22 protein-coding genes are annotated in these 21,278 nt (G+C 42.6%); all 22 read left to right on the forward strand.

All coding sequences use genetic code 11. The features are described 5' to 3' along the window. Window positions 1–56: 56 nt before the first annotated feature. The 22 genes from rimP to PFZ69_RS15150 all read left to right on the forward strand — a co-directional run bounded on the left by rimP (window position 57) and on the right by PFZ69_RS15150 (window position 20,791). Complete coding sequence (rimP, locus tag PFZ69_RS15045) at window positions 57–527, forward strand: ribosome maturation factor RimP (RefSeq protein WP_270181868.1); 471 nt, start codon at window positions 57–59, stop codon at window positions 525–527. Between the two features lie 18 nt (window positions 528–545). After that, window positions 546–1,652 carry a transcription termination factor NusA gene (nusA, locus tag PFZ69_RS15050; protein ID WP_270181869.1) on the forward strand — a complete coding sequence of 369 codons (1,107 nt, stop codon included), beginning with the start codon at window positions 546–548 and terminating at the stop codon, window positions 1,650–1,652. Window positions 1,653–1,675: 23 nt separating this feature from the next. Then, window positions 1,676–1,936 (forward strand): RNase P modulator RnpM, encoded by a 261-nt coding sequence (gene rnpM, locus PFZ69_RS15055; protein ID WP_270181870.1) that lies wholly within the window; start codon window positions 1,676–1,678, stop codon window positions 1,934–1,936. Continuing rightward, entirely contained in the window at window positions 1,933–2,235 is a 303-nt protein-coding gene (locus PFZ69_RS15060) for a YlxQ family RNA-binding protein (RefSeq protein ID WP_270181871.1), read from the forward strand. The genes rnpM and PFZ69_RS15060 overlap by 4 nt, the downstream gene beginning before the upstream one ends. 15 nt (window positions 2,236–2,250) lie before the next feature. Continuing rightward, window positions 2,251–4,338 (forward strand): translation initiation factor IF-2, encoded by a 2,088-nt coding sequence (gene infB, locus PFZ69_RS15065; RefSeq protein ID WP_270181872.1) that lies wholly within the window; start codon window positions 2,251–2,253, stop codon window positions 4,336–4,338. Then, complete coding sequence (locus tag PFZ69_RS15070; protein ID WP_270181873.1) at window positions 4,335–4,610, forward strand: DUF503 domain-containing protein; 276 nt, start codon at window positions 4,335–4,337, stop codon at window positions 4,608–4,610. Before infB ends, PFZ69_RS15070 begins: the two co-directional genes overlap by 4 nt. Before the next feature lie 19 nt (window positions 4,611–4,629). Continuing rightward, entirely contained in the window at window positions 4,630–4,980 is a 351-nt protein-coding gene (gene rbfA / locus PFZ69_RS15075) for a 30S ribosome-binding factor RbfA (RefSeq protein ID WP_270181874.1), read from the forward strand. 61 nt (window positions 4,981–5,041) lie between these two features. Next, window positions 5,042–5,938, forward strand: coding sequence for a tRNA pseudouridine(55) synthase TruB (truB, locus tag PFZ69_RS15080; protein ID WP_270181875.1), 897 nt, complete (start codon window positions 5,042–5,044; stop codon window positions 5,936–5,938). Window positions 5,939–5,956: 18 nt separating this feature from the next. Next, entirely contained in the window at window positions 5,957–6,889 is a 933-nt protein-coding gene (ribF, locus tag PFZ69_RS15085) for a bifunctional riboflavin kinase/FAD synthetase (RefSeq protein WP_270181876.1), read from the forward strand. Window positions 6,890–7,021: 132 nt separating this feature from the next. Continuing rightward, window positions 7,022–7,291 carry a 30S ribosomal protein S15 gene (gene rpsO / locus PFZ69_RS15090; protein ID WP_270181877.1) on the forward strand — a complete coding sequence of 90 codons (270 nt, stop codon included), beginning with the start codon at window positions 7,022–7,024 and terminating at the stop codon, window positions 7,289–7,291. A gap of 145 nt (window positions 7,292–7,436) precedes the next feature. Next, a complete protein-coding gene (locus PFZ69_RS15095) occupies window positions 7,437–9,554 on the forward strand; it encodes a polyribonucleotide nucleotidyltransferase (protein WP_270181878.1) in 2,118 nt (705 codons plus the stop codon). A gap of 108 nt (window positions 9,555–9,662) precedes the next feature. Beyond that, window positions 9,663–10,622: a polysaccharide deacetylase family protein gene (locus PFZ69_RS15100; RefSeq protein WP_270181879.1), complete on the forward strand. Its 960-nt coding sequence runs from the start codon at window positions 9,663–9,665 to the stop codon at window positions 10,620–10,622. Between the two features lie 76 nt (window positions 10,623–10,698). Then, the gene (locus tag PFZ69_RS15105) at window positions 10,699–11,940 is read left to right on the forward strand and encodes a M16 family metallopeptidase (RefSeq protein WP_270181880.1); all 1,242 of its coding nucleotides are present in this window, start codon (window positions 10,699–10,701) and stop codon (window positions 11,938–11,940) included. A gap of 126 nt (window positions 11,941–12,066) precedes the next feature. Next, complete coding sequence (locus tag PFZ69_RS15110) at window positions 12,067–12,327, forward strand: YlmC/YmxH family sporulation protein (RefSeq protein ID WP_270181881.1); 261 nt, start codon at window positions 12,067–12,069, stop codon at window positions 12,325–12,327. Window positions 12,328–12,415: 88 nt separating this feature from the next. Further along, on the forward strand, window positions 12,416–13,318 hold the full coding sequence (dpaA, locus tag PFZ69_RS15115; RefSeq protein ID WP_270181882.1) for a dipicolinic acid synthetase subunit A: 903 nt from the start codon (window positions 12,416–12,418) through the stop codon (window positions 13,316–13,318). Next, a complete protein-coding gene (locus PFZ69_RS15120; RefSeq protein ID WP_270181883.1) occupies window positions 13,315–13,908 on the forward strand; it encodes a dipicolinate synthase subunit B in 594 nt (197 codons plus the stop codon). Before dpaA ends, PFZ69_RS15120 begins: the two co-directional genes overlap by 4 nt. A 138-nt stretch (window positions 13,909–14,046) precedes the next feature. Further along, window positions 14,047–15,093, forward strand: coding sequence for an aspartate-semialdehyde dehydrogenase (gene asd / locus PFZ69_RS15125; protein WP_270181884.1), 1,047 nt, complete (start codon window positions 14,047–14,049; stop codon window positions 15,091–15,093). Window positions 15,094–15,112: 19 nt separating this feature from the next. Continuing rightward, entirely contained in the window at window positions 15,113–16,369 is a 1,257-nt protein-coding gene (dapG, locus tag PFZ69_RS15130; protein ID WP_270181885.1) for an aspartate kinase, read from the forward strand. A gap of 25 nt (window positions 16,370–16,394) precedes the next feature. Beyond that, window positions 16,395–17,261: a 4-hydroxy-tetrahydrodipicolinate synthase gene (gene dapA, locus PFZ69_RS15135; RefSeq protein ID WP_270181886.1), complete on the forward strand. Its 867-nt coding sequence runs from the start codon at window positions 16,395–16,397 to the stop codon at window positions 17,259–17,261. A 100-nt stretch (window positions 17,262–17,361) separates the two neighbouring features. Continuing rightward, entirely contained in the window at window positions 17,362–18,114 is a 753-nt protein-coding gene (locus PFZ69_RS15140) for a ClpP family protease (protein ID WP_270181887.1), read from the forward strand. After that, window positions 18,111–18,335, forward strand: coding sequence for a YlzJ-like family protein (locus tag PFZ69_RS15145; RefSeq protein ID WP_270181888.1), 225 nt, complete (start codon window positions 18,111–18,113; stop codon window positions 18,333–18,335). The genes PFZ69_RS15140 and PFZ69_RS15145 overlap by 4 nt, the downstream gene beginning before the upstream one ends. A 113-nt stretch (window positions 18,336–18,448) precedes the next feature. Continuing rightward, entirely contained in the window at window positions 18,449–20,791 is a 2,343-nt protein-coding gene (locus PFZ69_RS15150; RefSeq protein WP_270181889.1) for an FtsK/SpoIIIE family DNA translocase, read from the forward strand. Window positions 20,792–21,278: the final 487 nt, after the last annotated feature.

Consider the following 21,278-nt stretch of genomic DNA (forward strand, 5'->3'; position numbering starts at 1 on the left):
ACTCTTTCGTTTTCGATTGGGACCCTGCTTGACAGGATCAGAAAGGAGGACAACCAATGACTGAACATGTGATCACGGTTACAGAAGAACTAGTAAAACCAATAGCAGATGAAATGAACCTGGAACTTGTAGATGTAGAATTCACACAGGAGGGAAAGAACTGGTTTCTCCGTGTCTATATCGATTCTCCGCGGGGCGTTGATATCGAGGAATGCGGTGTTGTGAGCGAGAAATTAAGTGAGCAACTTGATAAGCAAGATCCGATCGAGCAACCATACTTCCTAGAAGTATCTTCGCCAGGTGCCGAGCGTCCACTTAAGAAACCATCCGATTTCGAGAAAGTGGTAGGTAAGCAAGTATACATTACAACCTATGAACCCATCGACGGCGAAAAGAGCTTTGAAGGTAAGCTTGTAAACTTTGATGGTGAGACGGTTGTCGTCGAGCAGAAGGTTAAAACAAGAACAATAACGGTAGAAGTACCTTATGACAAAGTGGCAAGCGCTAGGCTTGCAGTTGTTTTTTAATTAAAGGGGAGAATGAAAATGAATAGTAGTGATCTATTGGATGCACTGACCGTTCTTGAAAAGGAGAAGGGCATCAGTAAGGATATTATCGTGGAGGCAATCGAAGCAGCGTTGATCTCCGCTTATAAGCGTAATTTCCACCAGGCGCAAAATGTTAGAGTAGACTTCAATCAAGATACAGGGTCGATTCGTGTATTCGCACGTAAAGATGTTGTGGAAGAAGTTGAAGACTCCCGCTTAGAGATCTCTCTTGCAGATGCGAAGGATATGGATCCACAGTATGAAGTTGAAGATGTTGTTGAGATTGAAGTAACGCCTCGTAACTTCGGTAGAATTGCCGCTCAGACAGCGAAGCAGGTTGTCACTCAGCGAGTTCGTGAAGCTGAACGCGGCATTATTTTTAGTGAGTTTATCGAGCGTGAAGACGATATCATGACAGGTATCGTACAGCGTCAAGATCACCGCTTCATCTATGTTGACCTCGGTAGGATCGAAGCCCTTCTTCCAACTGGCGAACAGATGCCGAACGAAACATACAAATCGCATGATAGAATAAAAGTGTATGTTACAAAAGTTGAAAAAACGACAAAAGGACCACAGGTGATGGTTTCACGTACACACCCTGGTCTTTTGAAGCGTCTCTTCGAGCTTGAAGTACCAGAAATCTACGATGGTACTGTAGAAGTGAAGTCGATCTCCCGCGAAGCAGGCGATCGTTCAAAGATCTCTGTTCATGCAGAAGATCCTGAAATCGATCCGGTTGGCTCTTGTGTAGGCCAGCGTGGACAGCGAGTACAGGCGATCGTGAACGAATTGAAAGGCGAGAAAATCGATATCGTCCGCTGGTCAGAAGATATCGTTGAATACGTAGCAAACGCTCTAAGTCCTTCAAAAGTACTTAAAGTGAATGTTGATGAAGAGAATAAGATGACTCAGGTGATCGTACCTGATTATCAACTATCTCTAGCGATTGGAAAACGTGGTCAGAATGCACGTCTTGCTGCGAAACTAACAGGCTGGAAAATTGATATTAAGAGTCAGTCAGAAGCGGAAGAAGAAGGCATTTATACTGAAGATGACACTCCGCTCTTCGAAGAGGAAGAAACTGACTACGATAACGAATAGTAGGATCAGGAGAGGTGTCCATCGTGAAAAACCGTAAGATTCCGATGCGTAAGTGTGTAGCCTGTCAGGAAATGAAGCCAAAGAAAGAACTAGTACGCGTTGTCAGGTCTAAAGAAGGAGAAATAGCGATTGACCCGACTGGAAAGATGAACGGCCGTGGGGCATACCTCTGCAATAGTGAAGAGTGTTTTAAACTAGCTAGAAAAAAGAACGCACTCTCTGCACATCTTAAAGCAGAAGTTACAGATGACGTTTATCTCCATCTTGAAGAGTTACGTTCATGAGAGGAAATTGGGAATCACTTCTGGGACTTGCTCAACGTGCAGGCAAACTCGTATCGGGTGAAGAATTAGTAGTTAAGGAAATCCGACGAAAACATGCGAGACTCGTACTGTTAGCGGATGACGCATCCGACAATACAAAGAAGAAAATTACAGATAAAGCAACTACTTATGGAATCCCAGTATGTATTGTAGCAGGACGCTATGAACTCGGGCATGCGATCGGTAAAGCACAGCGAGTGACGATAGCCGTCACTGATGAAGGATTTGCAAAGAAACTTTTTGCTATTCTTGATCAATAACTCGGGGGTGAACGTATGAGTAAGATGCGAATTTATGAATATGCAAAGGAACACAATACAACAAGTAAGGATGTTATCGAAAAGTTAAAAAGCATGAATATAAAAGTCACGAATCACATGTCTGTGATCGACGATTCAACAGTGGAGAAGCTTAATAGCAATTCGAAACAATCCAAAAAGGGAAGCGACAAAAACAGTATGGAAAATAAAAACAACAGAAATAACCCAAAAGCAAACTCAAACCAAAAGAGCAACACAAATAAACCAAACAATGCACGTCGTGGTGGCAGACGCCCAAATCGTCGTGGCAAAGGACAACCACCTAAGAACACTGCAGCTCCAAGAAGATTGCCTGAAAAGGTAACGTTCATCGGTTCATTGACGGTTGGACAGCTTGCAGAGAAGCTTGGTAAAGATGCTTCTGAGATCATCAAGAAGCTTATGGGTCTTGGTGTAATGGCAACGATCAACCAGGAGCTCGATAAAGATACAATGGAACTTATTTGTGACGATTACGGCGTAAAAGTAGAAGAAGAAGAAATCTTTGAAATTACAGACCTTGATAATTATACAAAAGAAGATGATAGCGAGAAGCTTGTAGAGCGTCCTGCTGTCGTAACAATCATGGGTCACGTTGACCACGGTAAAACAACTCTACTAGATAGCATCCGTAACACGAAGGTAACGCAAGGTGAAGCTGGCGGAATCACACAGCACATCGGTGCTTACCAAATCGATAACAAAGACAAAAAGATCACTTTTTTAGATACACCTGGTCACGCAGCATTTACAACAATGCGTGCACGTGGTGCGAAAGTTACAGATATCGCAATCATCGTAGTAGCGGCAGATGACGGTATTATGCCTCAGACTGTCGAAGCGATTAACCATGCGAAAGCTGCAGAGGTGCCAATTATCGTTGCAGTTAATAAGATGGATAAAGAAGGTGCAAATCCTGACCGTGTCCTTCAGGAACTTACTGAGTATGAGCTAGTTCCAGAAGCATGGGGTGGTGACACGATCACTGTTAATCTTTCTGCGATCAAAGGGGAAGGAATCGATGAGCTCCTTGAAATGATCGTTCTAGTTTCTGAAGTAGAAGAATTCAAAGCGAACCCTGATAAGTTAGCTTCTGGATCTGTTATTGAAGCTCAGCTAGACAAAGGTCGTGGTGCAGTTGCAACACTTCTCGTACAAGAAGGTACGTTAAAAGTTGGAGATCCTGTCGTTGTCGGTAATACGTTCGGACGTGTGCGTGCAATGGTCAACGACCTTGGTAAGCGCGTGAAAACAGCTGAACCATCTACACCGGTTGAAATAACTGGACTTAGTGATGTTCCTCAAGCTGGAGACCGCTTCGTGGCATTTGAAGATGAAAAGCAGGCTCGCCAAGTAGGTGAAGCGCGTGCTCAGCAACAAATTGAAGCACAGCGTAAAGAGTCTTCTAAGATGAATCTTGACGATCTATTTGAGAAGATCCAACAAGGTGATGTGAAAGACATCAACATCATCATCAAAGCAGATGTGCAAGGTTCCGTTGAAGCACTTGCAGGTTCTCTCAAGAAGATCGAAGTTGAAGGTGTTAAGATCAACATCATTCATACAGGCGTAGGTGCGATCACTGAATCTGACATCATCCTTGCTTCTGCTTCGAATGCGATCATTATCGGCTTCAGTGTACGTCCTGATAACAATGCGAAGAAAGTTGCAGATGCAGAGCAAGTTGATATTCGTCTTCACCGCGTAATTTATACAGCGATCGAAGAAATTGAATCAGCGATGAAAGGGATGCTTGATCCTGTTTATGAAGAAAAGGTCATCGGTCAAGCTGAAGTTCGTGAAACGTTCAAAGTTTCTAAAGTTGGTACGATCGCAGGTTCTTACGTGATCGAAGGTAAGATCACTAGAAACTCTGGCGTACGAGTAATCCGTGACGGCATCGTCGTTTTCGAAGGTGAAGTCGATACCTTGAAGCGTTTCAAAGATGATGCAAAAGAAGTTGCGAAAGGCTATGAGTGTGGTATTACACTTGCGAAGTTCAACGATGTTAAGGAAGGCGACATCATTGAAGCATTCGTAATGGAGGAAGTAAAACCTAAGTGATCGGCTACATTGAGTGCGAATGCATAATCTATGATGCGCAGTCACTTAAACAGAAAAGATCAGTGCTGCAGTCGGTGATAAGCCGGCTGAAGCACTATAATTTAGCAGTTTCTGAGCTTGATAATCAGGATTTGTGGCAACGAACTGTGATAGGAATCGTAACGACTGCTTCTAGCAAGACAGCCTGTGAGCGGGAATTACAGAGAGCTATCGCATTGATCGATTCAAATCCTGACATTGAGCTTACCCGAACAACTTATGAATGGCTTTAGGAAGAAATGAGGTGTAACGATGAGCAATGTTCGCGCGCACCGCGTAGGTGAACAGATGAAGAAAGAACTTGGGGATATCATCAGCAGAAAGATAAAAGATCCTCGTGTAGGTTTCGTTACAGTAACAGCTGTTGAGGTTACAAACGACCTTCAACAAGCAACAGTATTCATTACTGTTTTAGGTGATGAAGAGAAGAAAGATGCTACTCTTAACGGTCTTGCAAAAGCGACAGGTTTTATTCGCTCAGAAATCGGAAAGAGAATTCGTCTTCGCAAAACACCTGAAATTTATTTCGAATTCGATGAATCCATCGATTACGGTAATAAAATAGAGAGACTTCTTGCGGATTTAAATCAATCTGATGAATAGAGAACGTTAGGATAGGCAGGAATGTCTATCCTTTCTCTATGTTTAGAAAGGAGGAAAAGTGATGGAAGGGATCTTACCATTAAAGAAACCTGCTGGGATGACGTCACATGACTGCGTTGCGAAAGTACGCAAAATTCTTATGACAAAGAAGGTAGGGCATACAGGAACGCTCGATCCTGCAGTTACGGGAGTGTTGCCCCTCTGTATTGGAAGAGCAACAAAGGTTGCACAGTATATGACGGATTTCTCTAAAACTTATGAAGCAGTTATTACTCTTGGCTATTCGACTTCTACTGAAGACGCAACTGGAGAGAAGATTGAAGAAAAAAGCATAACGACGAATTTCGAACCTGAGGAAATCACGTCTACTCTAGAAGCCTTCAAAGGAGAAATTGAACAAATTCCACCGATGTATTCAGCGGTTAAAGTGAACGGAAAGCGGCTGTACGAATATGCATTTGAAGGAAAAGTAGTCGAACGACCTTCACGTCATGTCACGATTCATGAAATTGAACGAACCGGAGAAATCGTCTATAAGGACGGTACAGTGGATATTCCTGTTCGAGTCGTATGTAGTAAAGGAACGTATATCAGAACGCTAGCTGTCGATATCGGAGCTTCATTAGGATATCCGGCTCATATGTCATCATTAGTCAGGACTGCTTCTGGCCCATTTAAGCTCGAAGAATGTTTGACATTTGATGAGATTACACAGATGATAGAAGAAGAAACGTTAAGACTTTTTCCCCTGGAATATGCCCTTTCTTCTATGCCTTCTCTTACGGTAGACAAAGAGATGGAATCGAAGCTACAAAATGGTTCGGTACTGCCTGAAGTTGAAGAGATGACAGATGAGCGACTCGTTATGTATAGTGAAGAAGGTAAAGCCATCGCCATTTATCAGAAACACCCAGAAAAGCCAGGGCTTATGAAACCTGAAAAAGTGTTCTCGAGATGAAGTTAGAAGGTGAAAGCTATGAAAACAATTTATTTATCTCATCCGCATTTTATTGAATCGAATAAACCATCTGTCATGGCGCTCGGGTATTTTGATGGGATTCACCGAGGTCATCAAAAGGTGATATCTACAGCGAAGAAAATCGCAGAGGAAAAAGGCGTTGCTTCCTCAGTTATGACGTTTTACCCTCATCCATCAGTCGTTCTTGGAAAGTCATCACCTCAAGTTGAAGCGATCACGCCGCTTGATGAGAAGATCGACCTGATCGACGAGATGGGAATCGACGTACTATATATTGTAAAGTTCGATACAACCATCGCAGGATTGACGCCACAGCAATTCGTTGATGACTATATCATCAATCTATCAGTGGTTCATGTCGTAGCTGGATTCGATTTTACATATGGAAGTAAAGGCAGAGGAACGATGGAGTCGATGCCATTCCATGCGCGTAATAAATTCGACCAGACGGTTATTGAAAAAGTGTCAAGGGATGATGAAAAAGTGAGCTCTACTCTAATCCGCTCTTATATTCGAGATGGCGCAGTAGAAAACATCGAAGAAGTCTTAGGTCGTAGGTACGTGATTTCTGGGAATGTAATCAAAGGTGATCAGCGAGGCAGGACGATTGGATTTCCTACAGCAAACATTCAGCTTGATAACGAATACCTTGTTCCTGCAACTGGTGTATATGCTGTAAGGCTGAAACACGATGGCCAGTGGAGAAATGGTGTTTGCAACATAGGCTATAAACCTACTTTTTATGATGATGCTCCAGACAAACCTTCTATCGAAGTTCATGTTTTTGATTTCGAAGAAGATTTGTATGGAAAAGAAGTTTCGGTCGAGTTTTACAAGAAGATACGTGGTGAAGTGAAATTTCCATCCGTTGACGCATTGATCGAACAGATTGGAAAAGATGCAGATCTCGCAAGAAAAATCCTAGAATAGATTCCTCTTGCATTTTACTACAAAAACATGTAGTCTAATATCTGTACGATATGTACACAACCTTTACTGGGCAATCGACTCTCCGACGTTTGCGCGGTAACAGGGGATTAAGAATTGAAGGAGGTGAAAAGGATGGCAATCACACAAGAGCGTAAGCAAGAGCTTATCACTAAGTTCAAAACTCACGAGAATGATACTGGTTCTCCAGAAGTTCAAATCGCTGTCCTAACTGAGGAAATTAACAATTTGAACGGTCATCTTCGTTTCCACAAGAAAGACCACCACTCTCGTCGCGGTCTTCTAAAGATGGTTGGTAAACGTCGTAACCTACTAACGTACCTTCGTAACAAGGACGTTACTCGTTACCGTGAACTAATCAAAGAACTTGGTCTACGTAGATAATGAGTTAAAAAGCGGGATTCTTTCCCGCTTTTTTATTAGGTTTAAAATACATAGATTTCGTCCTTTCTTTTTAGAAGATAAAAGGTTAGGGTATAATGTATACTAAAAGAAATGATTTTATAGGATGAGAGGAGTTCTCACAGTAATGGCACAAGATAAGCAAGTGTTTTCGATCGAGTGGGCTGGCCGCCAGCTGACTGTAGAAATCGGTCAATTGGCTAAACAGGCGAGCGGTGCAGCCATGATTCGTTATGGCGATACAGCTGTACTATCAACAGTAACAGGTTCGAAGGAACCAAAGGACCTTCCATTCTTCCCACTTACAGTTAACTATGAAGAAAGACTATATGCAGTCGGTAAGATTCCAGGAGGCTTCATTAAACGTGAAGGCCGTCCTAGTGAAAAGGCAATCTTAGCAAGCAGATTGATCGACCGCCCGATTCGTCCATTGTTCCCAGATGGTTTCCGTAATGAGGTACAGGTCGTAAGTACTGTAATGAGCGTTGATCAAGACTGCTCTTCTGAAATGGCAGCAATGTTCGGCTCATCTCTTTCTTTAGGTATCAGTGATCTACCATTCGATGGACCGATCGCTGGAGTTGTAATCGGACGCATCAACGGAGAGTTTGTCGTAAACCCTGGCGTTGAGCAGCTTGAAGAAAGTGATATCAACTTAACGGTTGCAGGAACAAAAGAAGCGATCAACATGGTAGAAGCAGGTGCAGATGAAGTTCCTGAAGAAACGATGCTTGAAGCGATCCTATTCGGACATCAGGAAATCAAACGCCTGATTACGTTCCAAGAAGAAATCATTGAAGCTTGCGGAAAAGAAAAGCGTGAAGTCGTTCTGAAAAAAGCTGATGAAACGCTTGAAGCTGAACTTAGCGAAAAGTTTCTAACTGACGTTAAAGAGGCAGTAAAAGTAGTTGAAAAGCATGCACGTCAAGAAGCGATCGATGAAGTAATGAATCGTGCTGTTGAAGCTTACGAAGACAATGAAGAAGTTCCTGAAGGTGAAGTAAGTTCGATCATGAATAGCTTCGTAAAACAGGAAGTTCGTCGCTTGATCCTTAAGGATAAAGTGAGACCTGATGGACGTGGTGTGGATGAAATTCGTCCACTAAACTCAGAAGTTGGCATTCTTCCAAGAACACACGGATCTGGATTGTTCACTAGAGGACAAACGCAAGCACTAAGTATTTGTACGCTAGGAGCACTCGGTGATGTTCAAATCTTAGATGGTCTAGGGACAGAAGAATCCAAACGTTTCATGCATCATTATAACTTCCCTAAGTTCAGTGTTGGTGAAACTGGACCTATGAGAGGACCTGGTCGTCGTGAAATTGGACACGGTGCGCTAGGTGAGCGTGCGCTTGAACCTGCTATCCCAACTGAAAAAGACTTCCCATACACAATCCGTCTTGTTTCAGAAGTTCTTGAATCAAACGGATCTACATCTCAAGCAAGTATCTGCGCAAGCACACTTGCTATGATGGATGCGGGTGTACCGATCAAAGCACCTGTCGCTGGAATTGCAATGGGATTAGTAAGCGACGGAGAAGACGTAACCGTTCTGACTGATATTCAAGGCATGGAAGACGCACTAGGCGATATGGACTTTAAAGTTGCCGGAACGAAGCAAGGTGTAACGGCACTTCAAATGGATATCAAGATTTCAGGTATCAACGAAGATATCCTTCGTCAAGCACTTGAACAAGCTAGAAAAGGGCGTTTAGATATCCTTGAGAACATGATGAGTGCGATCAGCGAGCCACGTACTGAGCTTTCTGCATATGCTCCGAAGATCTTAACGATGTCCATCAAACCAGATAAGATTCGTGACGTGATCGGGCCAAGCGGGAAGATCATCAACAAGATTATCGAAGAGACTAACGTTAAGATCGATATCGAACAAGATGGTTCGATCTTCATCTCATCAACTGATCAAGAAATGAACGCAAAAGCGAAGAAGATCATCGAAGATCTTGTAAGAGAAGTAGAAGTAGGCGCAACTTACCTTGGTAAAGTTAAGCGTGTTGAGAAGTTCGGCGCGTTTGTTGAACTCTTCCAAGGAAAAGAAGGTCTCGTTCATATTTCTGAGCTCGCTGAAGAGCGTACGAACAAGGTTGAAGACGTTGTATCGATCGGCGATGAAGTAATGGTTAAAGTAAAAGAGATCGACAAGCAGGGACGCGTTAACCTTTCTCGCAAAGCATTATTGAAAGAAGCGCGTGAAAGAGAAGAACAAAGTCAACAAAGCTAAGAATTCGGCTCAGCCGAATTCTTTTTTTATTTCAATTTAGTTTCTTTTCACACTAGTTCTAGGGCTTGCCTTTTTCACATAACCTTTGTACAAAAGGGGGTCATGTTGATGAAGAAAACTTGGATACACATTGTTGTATTTGTGATCATTCTGGCAATGACAGCAGAAACCATTCAAAACCCCTACACAACGATGTACTTAACTTCTCTAAAAGAGGAAGCAATCATGGTGAGTGGCAGTAACTCACTACATAATGAGATTTTAGAAGCGAAAGAAAAATACGATATAAAGCCGGTAAATGCCGTCGTCGATCGGGTATGGAAAGGCATTCCTGGGTACAATGGAGTAGAGGTAGAAGTAAAAGCATCTCTTGAAAAAATGCAAGGGAAGAAGTTTGACGAAGCGATGTTAGTTAAAAAAGAAATCGAGCCTGAAATCCAGCTAGAAGACCTGAAACCAGCACCTGTCTATAAAGGGAACCCAAACAAACCGATGGTGGCCTTGATGATCAACGTCGCATGGGGAGAAGAATTTTTACCAGACATGTTGAAGCATCTAAAGAAACATAATGTGCATGCTACATTTTTTCTGGATGGTTCCTGGGCTAAGAAAAATTCGGATCTTGTTCGAATGATTCATGAAGAAGGGCATGAAATAGGGAATCACGCTTATTCACATCCAGATTTGAAGCAAATGAATGATGCTGCTATTAAAAAGGAGCTCGAAGATACGAATAAAGTGATCGAAGCAGCGATCGATCAAAAGCCTGTCGTGTTCGCACCACCTAGTGGAAGCTACGCTTACAATAGCGTAGAAATCGCACATAAGCTCGGTATGCAAACGGTACTGTGGAGTGTTGACACGGTGGACTGGAAAAAACCATCACCTCATGTGATTACACAGAGAGTTCTTCAAAAGGTTCATGCAGGTGCTTTAGTTCTAATGCACCCTACAGAGCCAACAGAAAAAAGCTTGGAAGCAATGGTTAGGGGAATTAAAGATCGAGGCTATCACTTAGGTACGGTATCTCAAGTTTTGGATTCAAAACGAGTTTCGAAGATTCCATAAAATTGTTTCCAATCTGTTTTAATGATATAGTGTTTTTGGAACAGAATGACTAGGTTACATTACAGGAGGAACAAGCTTGATTAACAAAGTAACTTGTAAAAATGGAGTAAGAGTAGTATTAGAAAATATTCCGACCGTTCGATCAGTAGCTATAGGAATCTGGATCGGTACTGGATCTCGTTTTGAACCTAAAGAACTTAATGGAGTTTCTCACTTTCTTGAGCATATGTTTTTTAAAGGCACTGACAAGCGAAACGCAAAGGAAATTGCTGAATCATTCGATAGCATCGGTGGACAGGTGAATGCGTTCACTTCAAAAGAATACACGTGCTATTATGCGAAGGTTCTCGATGATCATTCTGAATATGCGTTAGATGTGCTAAGCGATATGTTTTTCAATTCACAGTTTGAAGCATCTGAGCTCGCGAAAGAGAAAAACGTTGTTTATGAGGAAATTAAGATGTATGAAGACACTCCTGATGACATCGTACACGATATTCTTAGTCAGGCGAGTTATGGGGACCACGAACTTGCGATGCCTATTCTAGGAACAGAAGAAACGTTAAAAGGATTCTCAGGCGACACGCTTCGAGAGTATATGCAAACTCATTACACACCTGACAACATCGTGATCTCGATCGCTGGTAATGTGGACAAATCGTTCATGGAAAAAGTGGAGAGAGCGTTTGAGAACTGGGAGACACCTGCAGGAAAACCAGAAGTTCAAGCACCGACGTTTGAACCTGGTCATATCGCTAGAAAGAAAGAAACAGAGCAGGCTCATCTTTGTCTAGGGTATAAAGGGCTTCCGTTCGGAACAGACGACATCTATAGCTTAATCGTCATGAACAATGTGTTAGGCGGTAGCATGAGTAGTCGACTTTTCCAAGAAGTACGTGAAGAACAGGGTCTAGCTTACTCTGTGTTCTCCTATCACTCTGCATACCAAGATAGTGGATTGCTAACGATTTATGCAGGTACAGCTCAAAATCAGCTAGATCGTCTTTACGAAACGATTCAGAACACGCTTTCTCAGTTCAAACAAGAAGGCATCACGACGAAAGAGCTTCAAAACTGTAAAGAACAGTTAAAAGGTAACTTGATGCTCAGTTTAGAAAGTACAAATAGTAGAATGAGCCGTAACGGTAAGAATGAACTTCTGCTAAATCAACATCGCACGCTTGATGATATCATTAAAAACATTGAAAACGTTGACCATGAAAAAGTGAACAACATGGTTCAGGCAACGTTTACAGACGATTTCTCTTCTTCTTTAATCAGTCCGAACGGATTGTTTCCAAAAGGCATGGAGAAGTGATTAGAAGCTGTCGAGTTTAACTCGGCAGCTTTTTTTCTGTCATCTGAAATCGACTCGTTTATCACGTCTTCTACATTCGCCTCAAACATAGACTATGGTAAGGATATTGCTCAGGGAGGGCTTCGAATGAGACTTAGTCAGTTGAGTGGAAAAGAGCTTGTGGACGTTGAAAAGGGGAAAAGGCTCGGCGTACTCGGGCAAACAGATTTACTATTCGATGAAACAAACGGATCTTTGAAGGCGCTGATCATCCCAAAAACATCATGGGGAGGACTAAAACGGACGGAAAACGCGATATCGATACCTTGGGAAAATATTCAAACGATCGGTCGAGATATGATCATTGTTCAAAATAAAAATGAAGGTAAAATTGAGCAAGATCGATAATTCACCAAGCGGGCATCAACCACATAGAATGTTGAGAAATTACAATAAATCCCCGTAGGTAGACGTGGAAAAAGAAAGGGGAGGAACGATGCTAACGAATCAACATATCGCAGTAATCGGCGGTGATGCCCGCCAGCTTGAAATCATTCGAAAGTTAACAGAGATGAACGCTGATTTATTTTTGATCGGCTTTGATCAGTTAGATCATGGATTCACAGGAGCAACAAAGTGCTCGGTCGATGAAGTAGACCTTACGAAGCTCGATGCCATTGTCCTTCCAGTTGCCGGAACCAATATGGAAGGTGAAGTCGATAGTATTTTTTCTAATGAAAAAGTCGTATTGACTGCAGAGCACTTCAGTAAAACTCCTTCACACTGCGTTGTTTATAGTGGTATTAGTAATAGCCACCTCGAGGGGATGGCTATGAAAGCGTCAAGAAAACTCGTAAAATTATTCGAACGAGATGATATTGCAATATACAATTCGATTCCTACTGTAGAAGGAACGATCATGATGGTCATTCAGCATACTGATATTACGATCCACCAATCGAACATCGCTGTACTTGGACTTGGAAGGGTCGGGATGTCAGTAGCGCGATCATTCGATGCTCTCGGTGCAAACGTAAGCGTTGGAGCAAGAAAACCCGAACACCTTGCGAGAATAACGGAAATGGGGTTAAAACCGTTTCATTTATCATCGCTCGCTACTGAAGTTGCGAACATCGATGTGTGCATCAATACCGTTCCAGCTCAAATCGTTACGTCAGAGGTCATTTCCAAAATGCCTTCTCATACTCTGATTATCGATTTAGCATCCAAACCAGGTGGAACAGACTTTCGATTCGCAGAAAAGCGGGGGATCAAAGCGCTATTAGCTCCAGGACTACCGGGAATTGTCGCTCCAAAAACAGCTGGGAAAATCATAGCCGGAGTTTTGACGCAGCTGCTAATTGAACAGCTTAAAGAAGGGGAGGAGAAGAATCCATGAGTTTGAAAGGAAAACACATTGGATTTGGTTTGACAGGATCTCATTGTACGTACGACGCTGTTGTTCCACAGATAGAAGAACTCGTGCAGTTAGGGGCGAAGGTAACGCCCTTTGTTTCTCATACCGTCACATCGACAAATACACGTTTTGGAGATGGAGAAGACTGGGTTTCTAAAATTGTAGAAATTACCGGTAATGAAGCGGTGGATTCGATTGTGAAAGCTGAGCCATTCGGTCCTAGAACTCCGTTAGATTGTATGGTAATTGCTCCGATTACGGGCAATTCCATCAGTAAATTTGCGAATGCTATGACAGACTCTCCTGTATTGATGGGAGCAAAAGCAACGTTAAGGAATGAGAAGCCAGTTGTTCTTGGAATTTCAACCAATGATGGACTCGGCTTGAATGGAACAAACATCCTTAGATTGATGTCGACTAAAAATATTTATTTCATTCCTTTTGGTCAAGATGATCCTGTTAAGAAACCAAATTCCCTCGTCGCAAGAATGACCTCACTGACTGAGACAATTGAGAATGCCATGAATGGAAAACAGTATCAGCCTGTCTTAGTCGAACGTTATTTAGATTAAAGAACAGTTTTTCTTTCTTTAAAACAGGTTTATGATAGAATAGAGAATAAAATCACCAGATCTTGAGGAGAAACGTAGGTTTCTCCTTCTGTTGTGCTGGGTATTGAATGATTGGAATATGGAAGGAGAATTATTAACATGAGCGTTAAACAATTTCACGTAGCAGTAGTTGGAGCAACAGGTGCAGTCGGACAACAAATGATCAAAACACTAGAAGAACGAGATTTTCCGATCTCGACCTTAACGCTCCTTTCATCATCACGTTCAGCTGGAACGAAAGTGTCCTTTAAGGGCCAAGAAGTGACAGTTCAAGAAGCAAAACCTGAATCATTCATTGGCGTCGATCTGGCTTTATTTAGTGCAGGAGGCGGAATTTCAAAACAATTAGCACCTGCTGCAGTGAGGCATGGTGCGATTGTTGTTGATAACACGAGTGCATTCAGAATGAACGAAGATGTACCTCTCGTCGTACCAGAAGTGAATGAAAGAGATTTAAACGATCATAAAGGAATCATTGCCAATCCTAATTGCTCGACGATCCAGATGGTCGCTGCACTCGAGCCCTTGAAGCAAGCATACGGCCTAAACAAGATTATCGTATCCACGTACCAAGCTGTAAGCGGTGCAGGAGCGAATGCGGTTACGGAAATGAAAGAACAGTCGAAAGCCGTATTAGAAGGTCAGGATCATACTCCTGAGTACCTACCAGTAAAAGGTGATAAGAAACATTATCCAATTGCGTTTAACGCAATTCCTCAAATAGATATGTTTGAAGAAAATGGATTTACTTTCGAAGAAATGAAAATGATAAACGAGACGAAGAAGATTATGCATGATGCTGAGCTTGAAGTAGCAGCGACATGTGTACGCCTACCGATTGAAACAGGTCACGCTGAATCCGTATACGTCGAGATTGAGAGCGATGATGTTTCAGTAGAGCAGATCAGAGAGCTATTGAGCAATGCGCCTGGTGTTACGCTTCAAGATGATCCAACGAATCAAGTATATCCGATGCCTGTTGATGCGGTTGGTAAACCAGATGTGTTCGTTGGACGCATAAGACAAGATCTTGACCGAAAAAATGGCTTTCATATGTGGATTGTCTCTGATAATCTACTGAAGGGGGCAGCGTGGAACTCGGTGCAAATCGCTGAAAGTCTTGCAGCCCTAAATATATTGAAATAGACTGAAGAAGGTGTGCGAAATGAAAGTCATCGTCCAGAAGTTTGGTGGCACTTCATTAAAAAGTGAAGACGGAAGAAATCGAGCAGTAAATCATATAAAAGATGCAGTTAAGGATGGATACAAAGTCGTCGTCGTTGTATCCGCTATGGGCCGATTCGGCGACCCGTATGCGACGGACACGCTGCTTGGACTGATAGGTGATCGTAATCGAAAAGTAACGTCAAGAGAATATGATCTACTCGTATCGTGCGGTGAAAGTATTTCATCTGTCGTGTTCTCTAACATGCTTCTTGAAGAAGGACTGAAAGCTACTGCTTATACAGGAGGGCAGGCTGGATTCATCACGACGGGTGAACATAGTAAAGCGCGGATTCTTGAGATGAGAACAGAGCGTTTATCTGAAGAGTTAAATACGATGGACGTTGTTGTCGTGACAGGCTTCCAAGGAATAACAGAAAAAGGAGATGTGACGACCCTCGGTAGAGGAGGAAGCGATACGTCAGCTGCAGCTTTAGGAGCGGCTCTTTCAGCTGAATGGGTAGATATCTTTACAGACGTAGAAGGAATTATGACAGCTGACCCTCGCCTAGTAGAGAAGGCACGTCCTCTTTCGATCGTCACATACAACGAAGTGTGCAACATGGCATATCAAGGGGCCAAGGTCATCCATCCTCGAGCAGTTGAAATTGCGATGCAATCCAAGGTTCCGATGAGGATCCGTTCAACTTACTCGTCTTCCACAGGAACGCTTGTAACTTCTATGAAGGGTAATCCTGCAGGAGAACAAGTTGTTGATCGGCTCATTACAGGAATCGCCCATGTGAATGGAGTTTCACAAATAAAAGTATTTGCCAAAGAAGGGCAATACGATTTACAGTCAAAAGTGTTTAAAGCAATGGCGATCGAAGGGATCAGTGTTGATTTCATCAACATAAGTCCAACTGGCGTCGTCTACACTGTCATGGAAGAAATGACGGAAAAAGCAGTGAAAACGTTAAACGATATGGGTTACGATCCTGTCGTCATCGAAAACTGTGCTAAAGTATCTGCAGTAGGAGCAGGAATGAGCGGAGTCCCAGGGGTTACCTCAAAAATCGTCGAGGCGTTAGCGGGGCAGAATATCGACATTCTACAATCTGCAGATTCACATACCACCATATGGGTTCTAGTAAAACAAAACGACCTCTCTGCAGCTGTGAACGCACTGCATGAAACGTTTTATCTACACTTAGAGCCAGGTACAGAAGAAGTAGAACAGATGATGGATCAGCGGTAACCCAGAAGCAAGGAGTGGGTAGAAAATGAATTTTGGAAAAGTACTTACAGCAATGGTGACGCCATTCGATCGTAAAGGATACGTGGATTTCACCAAAACAGAGCAGTTGATCAATTACCTGATTAAGAACGGCTCAGACGGTCTTGTGATAGCAGGTACTACTGGAGAATCACCAACGCTTTCTTCAGAAGAAAAGGTCGCGTTGTTCAAGCATTCAGTGAAAGCTTCTAACGGAAGAATTCCAATTATCGCAGGAACAGGAAGCAACAATACACATGCCACCATCGAACTTACGAAAAAGGCTGAAGATACGGGTGTCGATGCTGTTATGATCGTTTCTCCTTACTACAGCAAACCAGGTCAAAGAGGCCTATATGAGCATTTTAAAGCTGTAGCAGAGTCAACGAAGCTTCCAGTTATGATCTACAATATCCCAGGAAGATCAGTGGTCAACATGACGGCTGATACGATTGTAGAGCTATCAAAAATTGAGAACATCGTTTCAGTGAAAGAGGCTAGCGGTGATCTCGACCAAATCACAGATATCATTAGCCGTACAGATGATTCATTTTCTGTATATAGTGGTGACGACGGTCTTACACTTCCGATCGTATCAGTAGGCGGTGATGGTGTTGTTTCTGTCGCATCCCACATATTAGGTAATGAGATGCAAGAAATGATTAAAGCGTACCATGCAGGAGAAGTAAAGGAAGCAGCCGCAATTCATAGAAAGATCCTTCCAACTATGAATGAACTGTTCAAAGCTCCAAGCCCTTCTCCAGTTAAAACTGCACTACAGCTAAAAGGTTTAGATGTAGGAAGCGTTCGTCTACCGATGCTGCCTCTAACAGCTGAAGAACGTTCTTCACTAGCAGCAGTATTAAACAAATAAAGTTTGAAAGCAGACGCCCACGCGTCTGCTTTTCTTTTTGAATTGAAAAACAAGTCGACGTTCATACTACTAATACCAGAGTGAGGAAGGAGAACCCAGTATGAACTTCGAACAGAATGAAACACCGAATCCATCAACTCAGCCTGATCCGAAGAAAGATGATCAGTCGAAATCTACGCTTGTCGATAAAATCCAGCAGTTAGGACAAACGAATGTCCCAAGCATGGAACATTCAAACATCCATTGTTTAACGATCGTGGGTCAGATTGAGGGACATGTTCAGCTCCCACCCCAAAACAAAACAACGAAATACGAACACCTTATTCCACAAATCGTAGCGATTGAGCAAAATCCTAAAATTGAAGGTGTCTTAATCTTATTGAATACGGTAGGTGGAGATGTAGAAGCAGGTCTTGCAATATCAGAAATGATCGCTTCTTTATCTAAACCATGTGTATCGATCGTTTTAGGAGGAGGGCATTCGATCGGCGTTCCAATTGCAGTCGCTGCAAACTATTCGTTTATTGCTGAAACGGCAACGATGACCATTCACCCAGTCCGTTTAACAGGTCTCGTGATCGGTGTACCTCAAACATTTGAATACTTAGATAAAATGCAAGAGCGTGTCGTGAGTTTCGTCACAAGACACTCCAACATTTCAGAAGATAAATTCAAAGAGCTTATGTTTTCTAGGGGTAATCTGACGAGGGATATTGGGACAAATGTAGTCGGTCAGGATGCGGTGAATTATGGATTGATCGATGAAGTTGGAGCAGTAGGACAGGCGATGAAAAAGCTGAACGGATTGATTGAGGATTATAAAGGAACACAGGAAGGAGAAGTTGTACAGTGATCCTTTATACGATTTTACCGAATGAAGCCGTATTTCCAACTGAACAAAGTGCTTATGAGCAGCAACAGGTGATCGACTGGAACGGCGTACAGCTCGTTGTTGAACGTACTTCACACAGTGAATGTCGAGTCGTTCAAGTACTGAGTACAGATCCTCAAGATTTTTTAAATGAATCGACACAGCCTGGGCAGATGTTGACGTTAACGCCGCCTCAAAAATAGAGCCTATAGCACCACGGTAACATGTGGTATACTAGGAATAGATTGGTGAGAAAAAAAGCAGCCGGAAACGGCTGCTTTTTCGCACCAGCTACGGCTTGTAATGAGGTGAGAATATGGCAAAAAGACGAAAAAGAAAAAAGACGACAACAAAGAAAAAACAGGCCTGGCAATCACAAGTAAAAATGGAATTTATCGGTCTGACTATTCTTGCATTCACGATTCTAGGTGTATTGAAGATGGGGATCGTTGGTCGAGCGTTCTATCATATGTTCCGATTTTTCGCAGGGGAATGGTACGGCTTAATCGTAGCTGGATTAGTTCTATTCGCTTGTTACTTAATCGTTAAGAGAAAAATGCCGAGCTTTTGGACAAGAAGACTCTCGGGATTTTATTTATTGAGCGTATCATTATTATTGTTAAGCCATGTGGGTCTATTTGAAACATTGTCCCGAAATGGAGAGTGGGAAAATGCATCTGTGATTCTCAATACATACGAACTCTTCCAAATGGGCGTAACAGACCCAGCTAACCCAGGTCCACTTGGTGGAGGCATGATCGGTGCTCTGCTATTCGCATTCTGTTATAGGCTTTTCGATGCTGCAGGTACACAAGTGATCGCATTTCTGCTCATCCTACTTTCTTTCGTTCTAATTACAGGAAAGTCTTTCAGCGACGTATTTGGAAAAGCGATCGAATGGGTGAAAGCCTTTGTCCTTAATACGTATGATGAAGCAAAAACACTGATGGCAGATAGTAAAAAGTCTCGAAAAGATAAGAAAGAACGTCAGCAAGCACTTAAGAAAGAAGAAGAAGCAATACCTGAAGAACAAAAAACGTACGATCTCTCATCTGATGAAGAAGGGGATTTTGAGCCTGAGATACGTACATTTACTGAAAGTGCATATGCAAATCAAGAGCCACAACAAGAGGCTACCGAATCAAAGCCTGAACAAGTAAAAACAGAACCGAAAGAACCTCAAGAGGATAAGCCTCTTCAAACACTCACAGTTGGAGAACTTGAGAACAAAGATTATAAATTACCATCCCTTTCACTACTTCAACCGCCGAAGAAAATCACGCAAGAGAATGAGCGTCAACAAATCTCAGCAAACGCTAGAAAACTAGAGAAGACGTTTGAAAGCTTCGGTGTAAAAGCGAAGGTAATGAAAGTACACCTTGGACCAGCTGTTACGAAGTATGAAGTGTACCCAGACACTGGTGTAAAGGTTAGTAAAATTGTAAACCTTACTGACGATCTTGCATTAGCTTTAGCTGCAAGAGATCTACGTATAGAGGCTCCTATTCCAGGGAAGTCTGCAATTGGAATCGAAGTACCAAACTCAGAAGTGGCGATGGTGACGCTCCGTGAAGTGTTAGAGTCAAAAGAGTATCAGTCTCACGATTCCAAAGTTGCGATTGGGTTTGGAAGAGATATTTCTGGCGAAGCGGTCATCTCAGACCTTTCCCGTATGCCGCACCTTCTCGTCGCAGGTGCGACAGGAAGTGGAAAAAGTGTTTGTATTAACGGAATCATTGCAAGCATCATGCTAAAGGCGAAACCTCATGAAGTGAAGATGATGATGATCGACCCAAAAATGGTCGAACTAAATGTTTACAATGGGATTCCACACTTGCTCGCTCCTGTTGTTACTGATCCTAAGAAAGCTTCACAAGCGTTGAAAAAAGTAGTGAGTGAAATGGAGCGGCGCTATGAGCTCTTTTCACATAGTGGAACGAGAAACATCGAAGGGTACAACAATTACATCAAGCGCCATAACGAAACGGCTGAATCAAAGCAACCAACGTTGCCTTATATCGTCGTTATCGTGGATGAGTTAGCTGATTTGATGATGGTTGCTTCGAGTGATGTGGAAGATGCGATTACAAGGCTCGCACAAATGGCCCGTGCTGCTGGTATCCACTTGATCATCGCTACACAACGACCATCTGTTGATGTGATCACTGGCGTAATCAAAGCAAACATCCCATCTCGTATTGCGTTTAGCGTGTCATCCCAAACAGATTCTAGAACGATCCTAGATATGGGTGGCGCCGAAAAGCTACTCGGAAAAGGGGATATGCTTTTCCTACCAGTAGGCGCCAACAAACCTAAACGAGTTCAAGGTGCATTCTTATCAGATGAAGAAGTTGAGGAGCTTGTCGATTTTGTCATTGCGCAGCAAAAAGCTCAGTATCAAGAAGAAATGATTCCAACTGATAAGCCTGAACAAGACCAACCTGAAGTGGAAGATGACTTGTACGATGATGCCGTTCAGCTCATCACAGAGATGCAAACAGCATCTGTATCAATGCTGCAACGTCGATTTAGAATCGGATATACAAGAGCAGCGAGGTTGATCGATGCGATGGAAGCAAGAGGAGTCGTTGGACCTTATGAAGGCAGTAAACCAAGAGAAGTTCTTGTAAGTAAAGAAGAAGAAGCACAGTCAAGTTAAGGACTATACTTCTTACAGGGTGAGAAATTCGCGGTGTTGAAATGATAGTAGTCGATCATTTCTTTCCCAAATTAAAATTGATGGATAAATGGAAGGTCAGAATCGCAATATCCTTCTCCCAAACCATTGGGACGGAATGTTCGTTTTGGATTAATTCTTATCAAGTAGGAGAGACGATCGCGGACTCCTGCGGTCGTACGGGCGGCCGAGACCGGGGTGTGGGTTTCACCTCGGGCTTGGACGTTCGTCCGCGGAAAGCATGCGATCGTCATCGACTACGGCATAGGGAGCTCGAATAATAACTTAGGTTTATTGACAAGCTGAGAAGCACAGTCCATAAGGACTATGCTTCTTTTTTTGTGAAATAGTCGGCGAAGAAAGAGAATTTACCTCCGATTTTAAATATTAGTAATCGAGCTTTTTTTCAAAAAACTATTTATTTATCTTATTAATAATGGTATAGTTATGTCGAAAAATGACTTATTTT

Source organism: Alkalihalobacillus sp. CinArs1, assembly GCF_947387515.1.
Lineage (GTDB): Bacteria > Bacillota > Bacilli > Bacillales > Guptibacillaceae > Guptibacillus.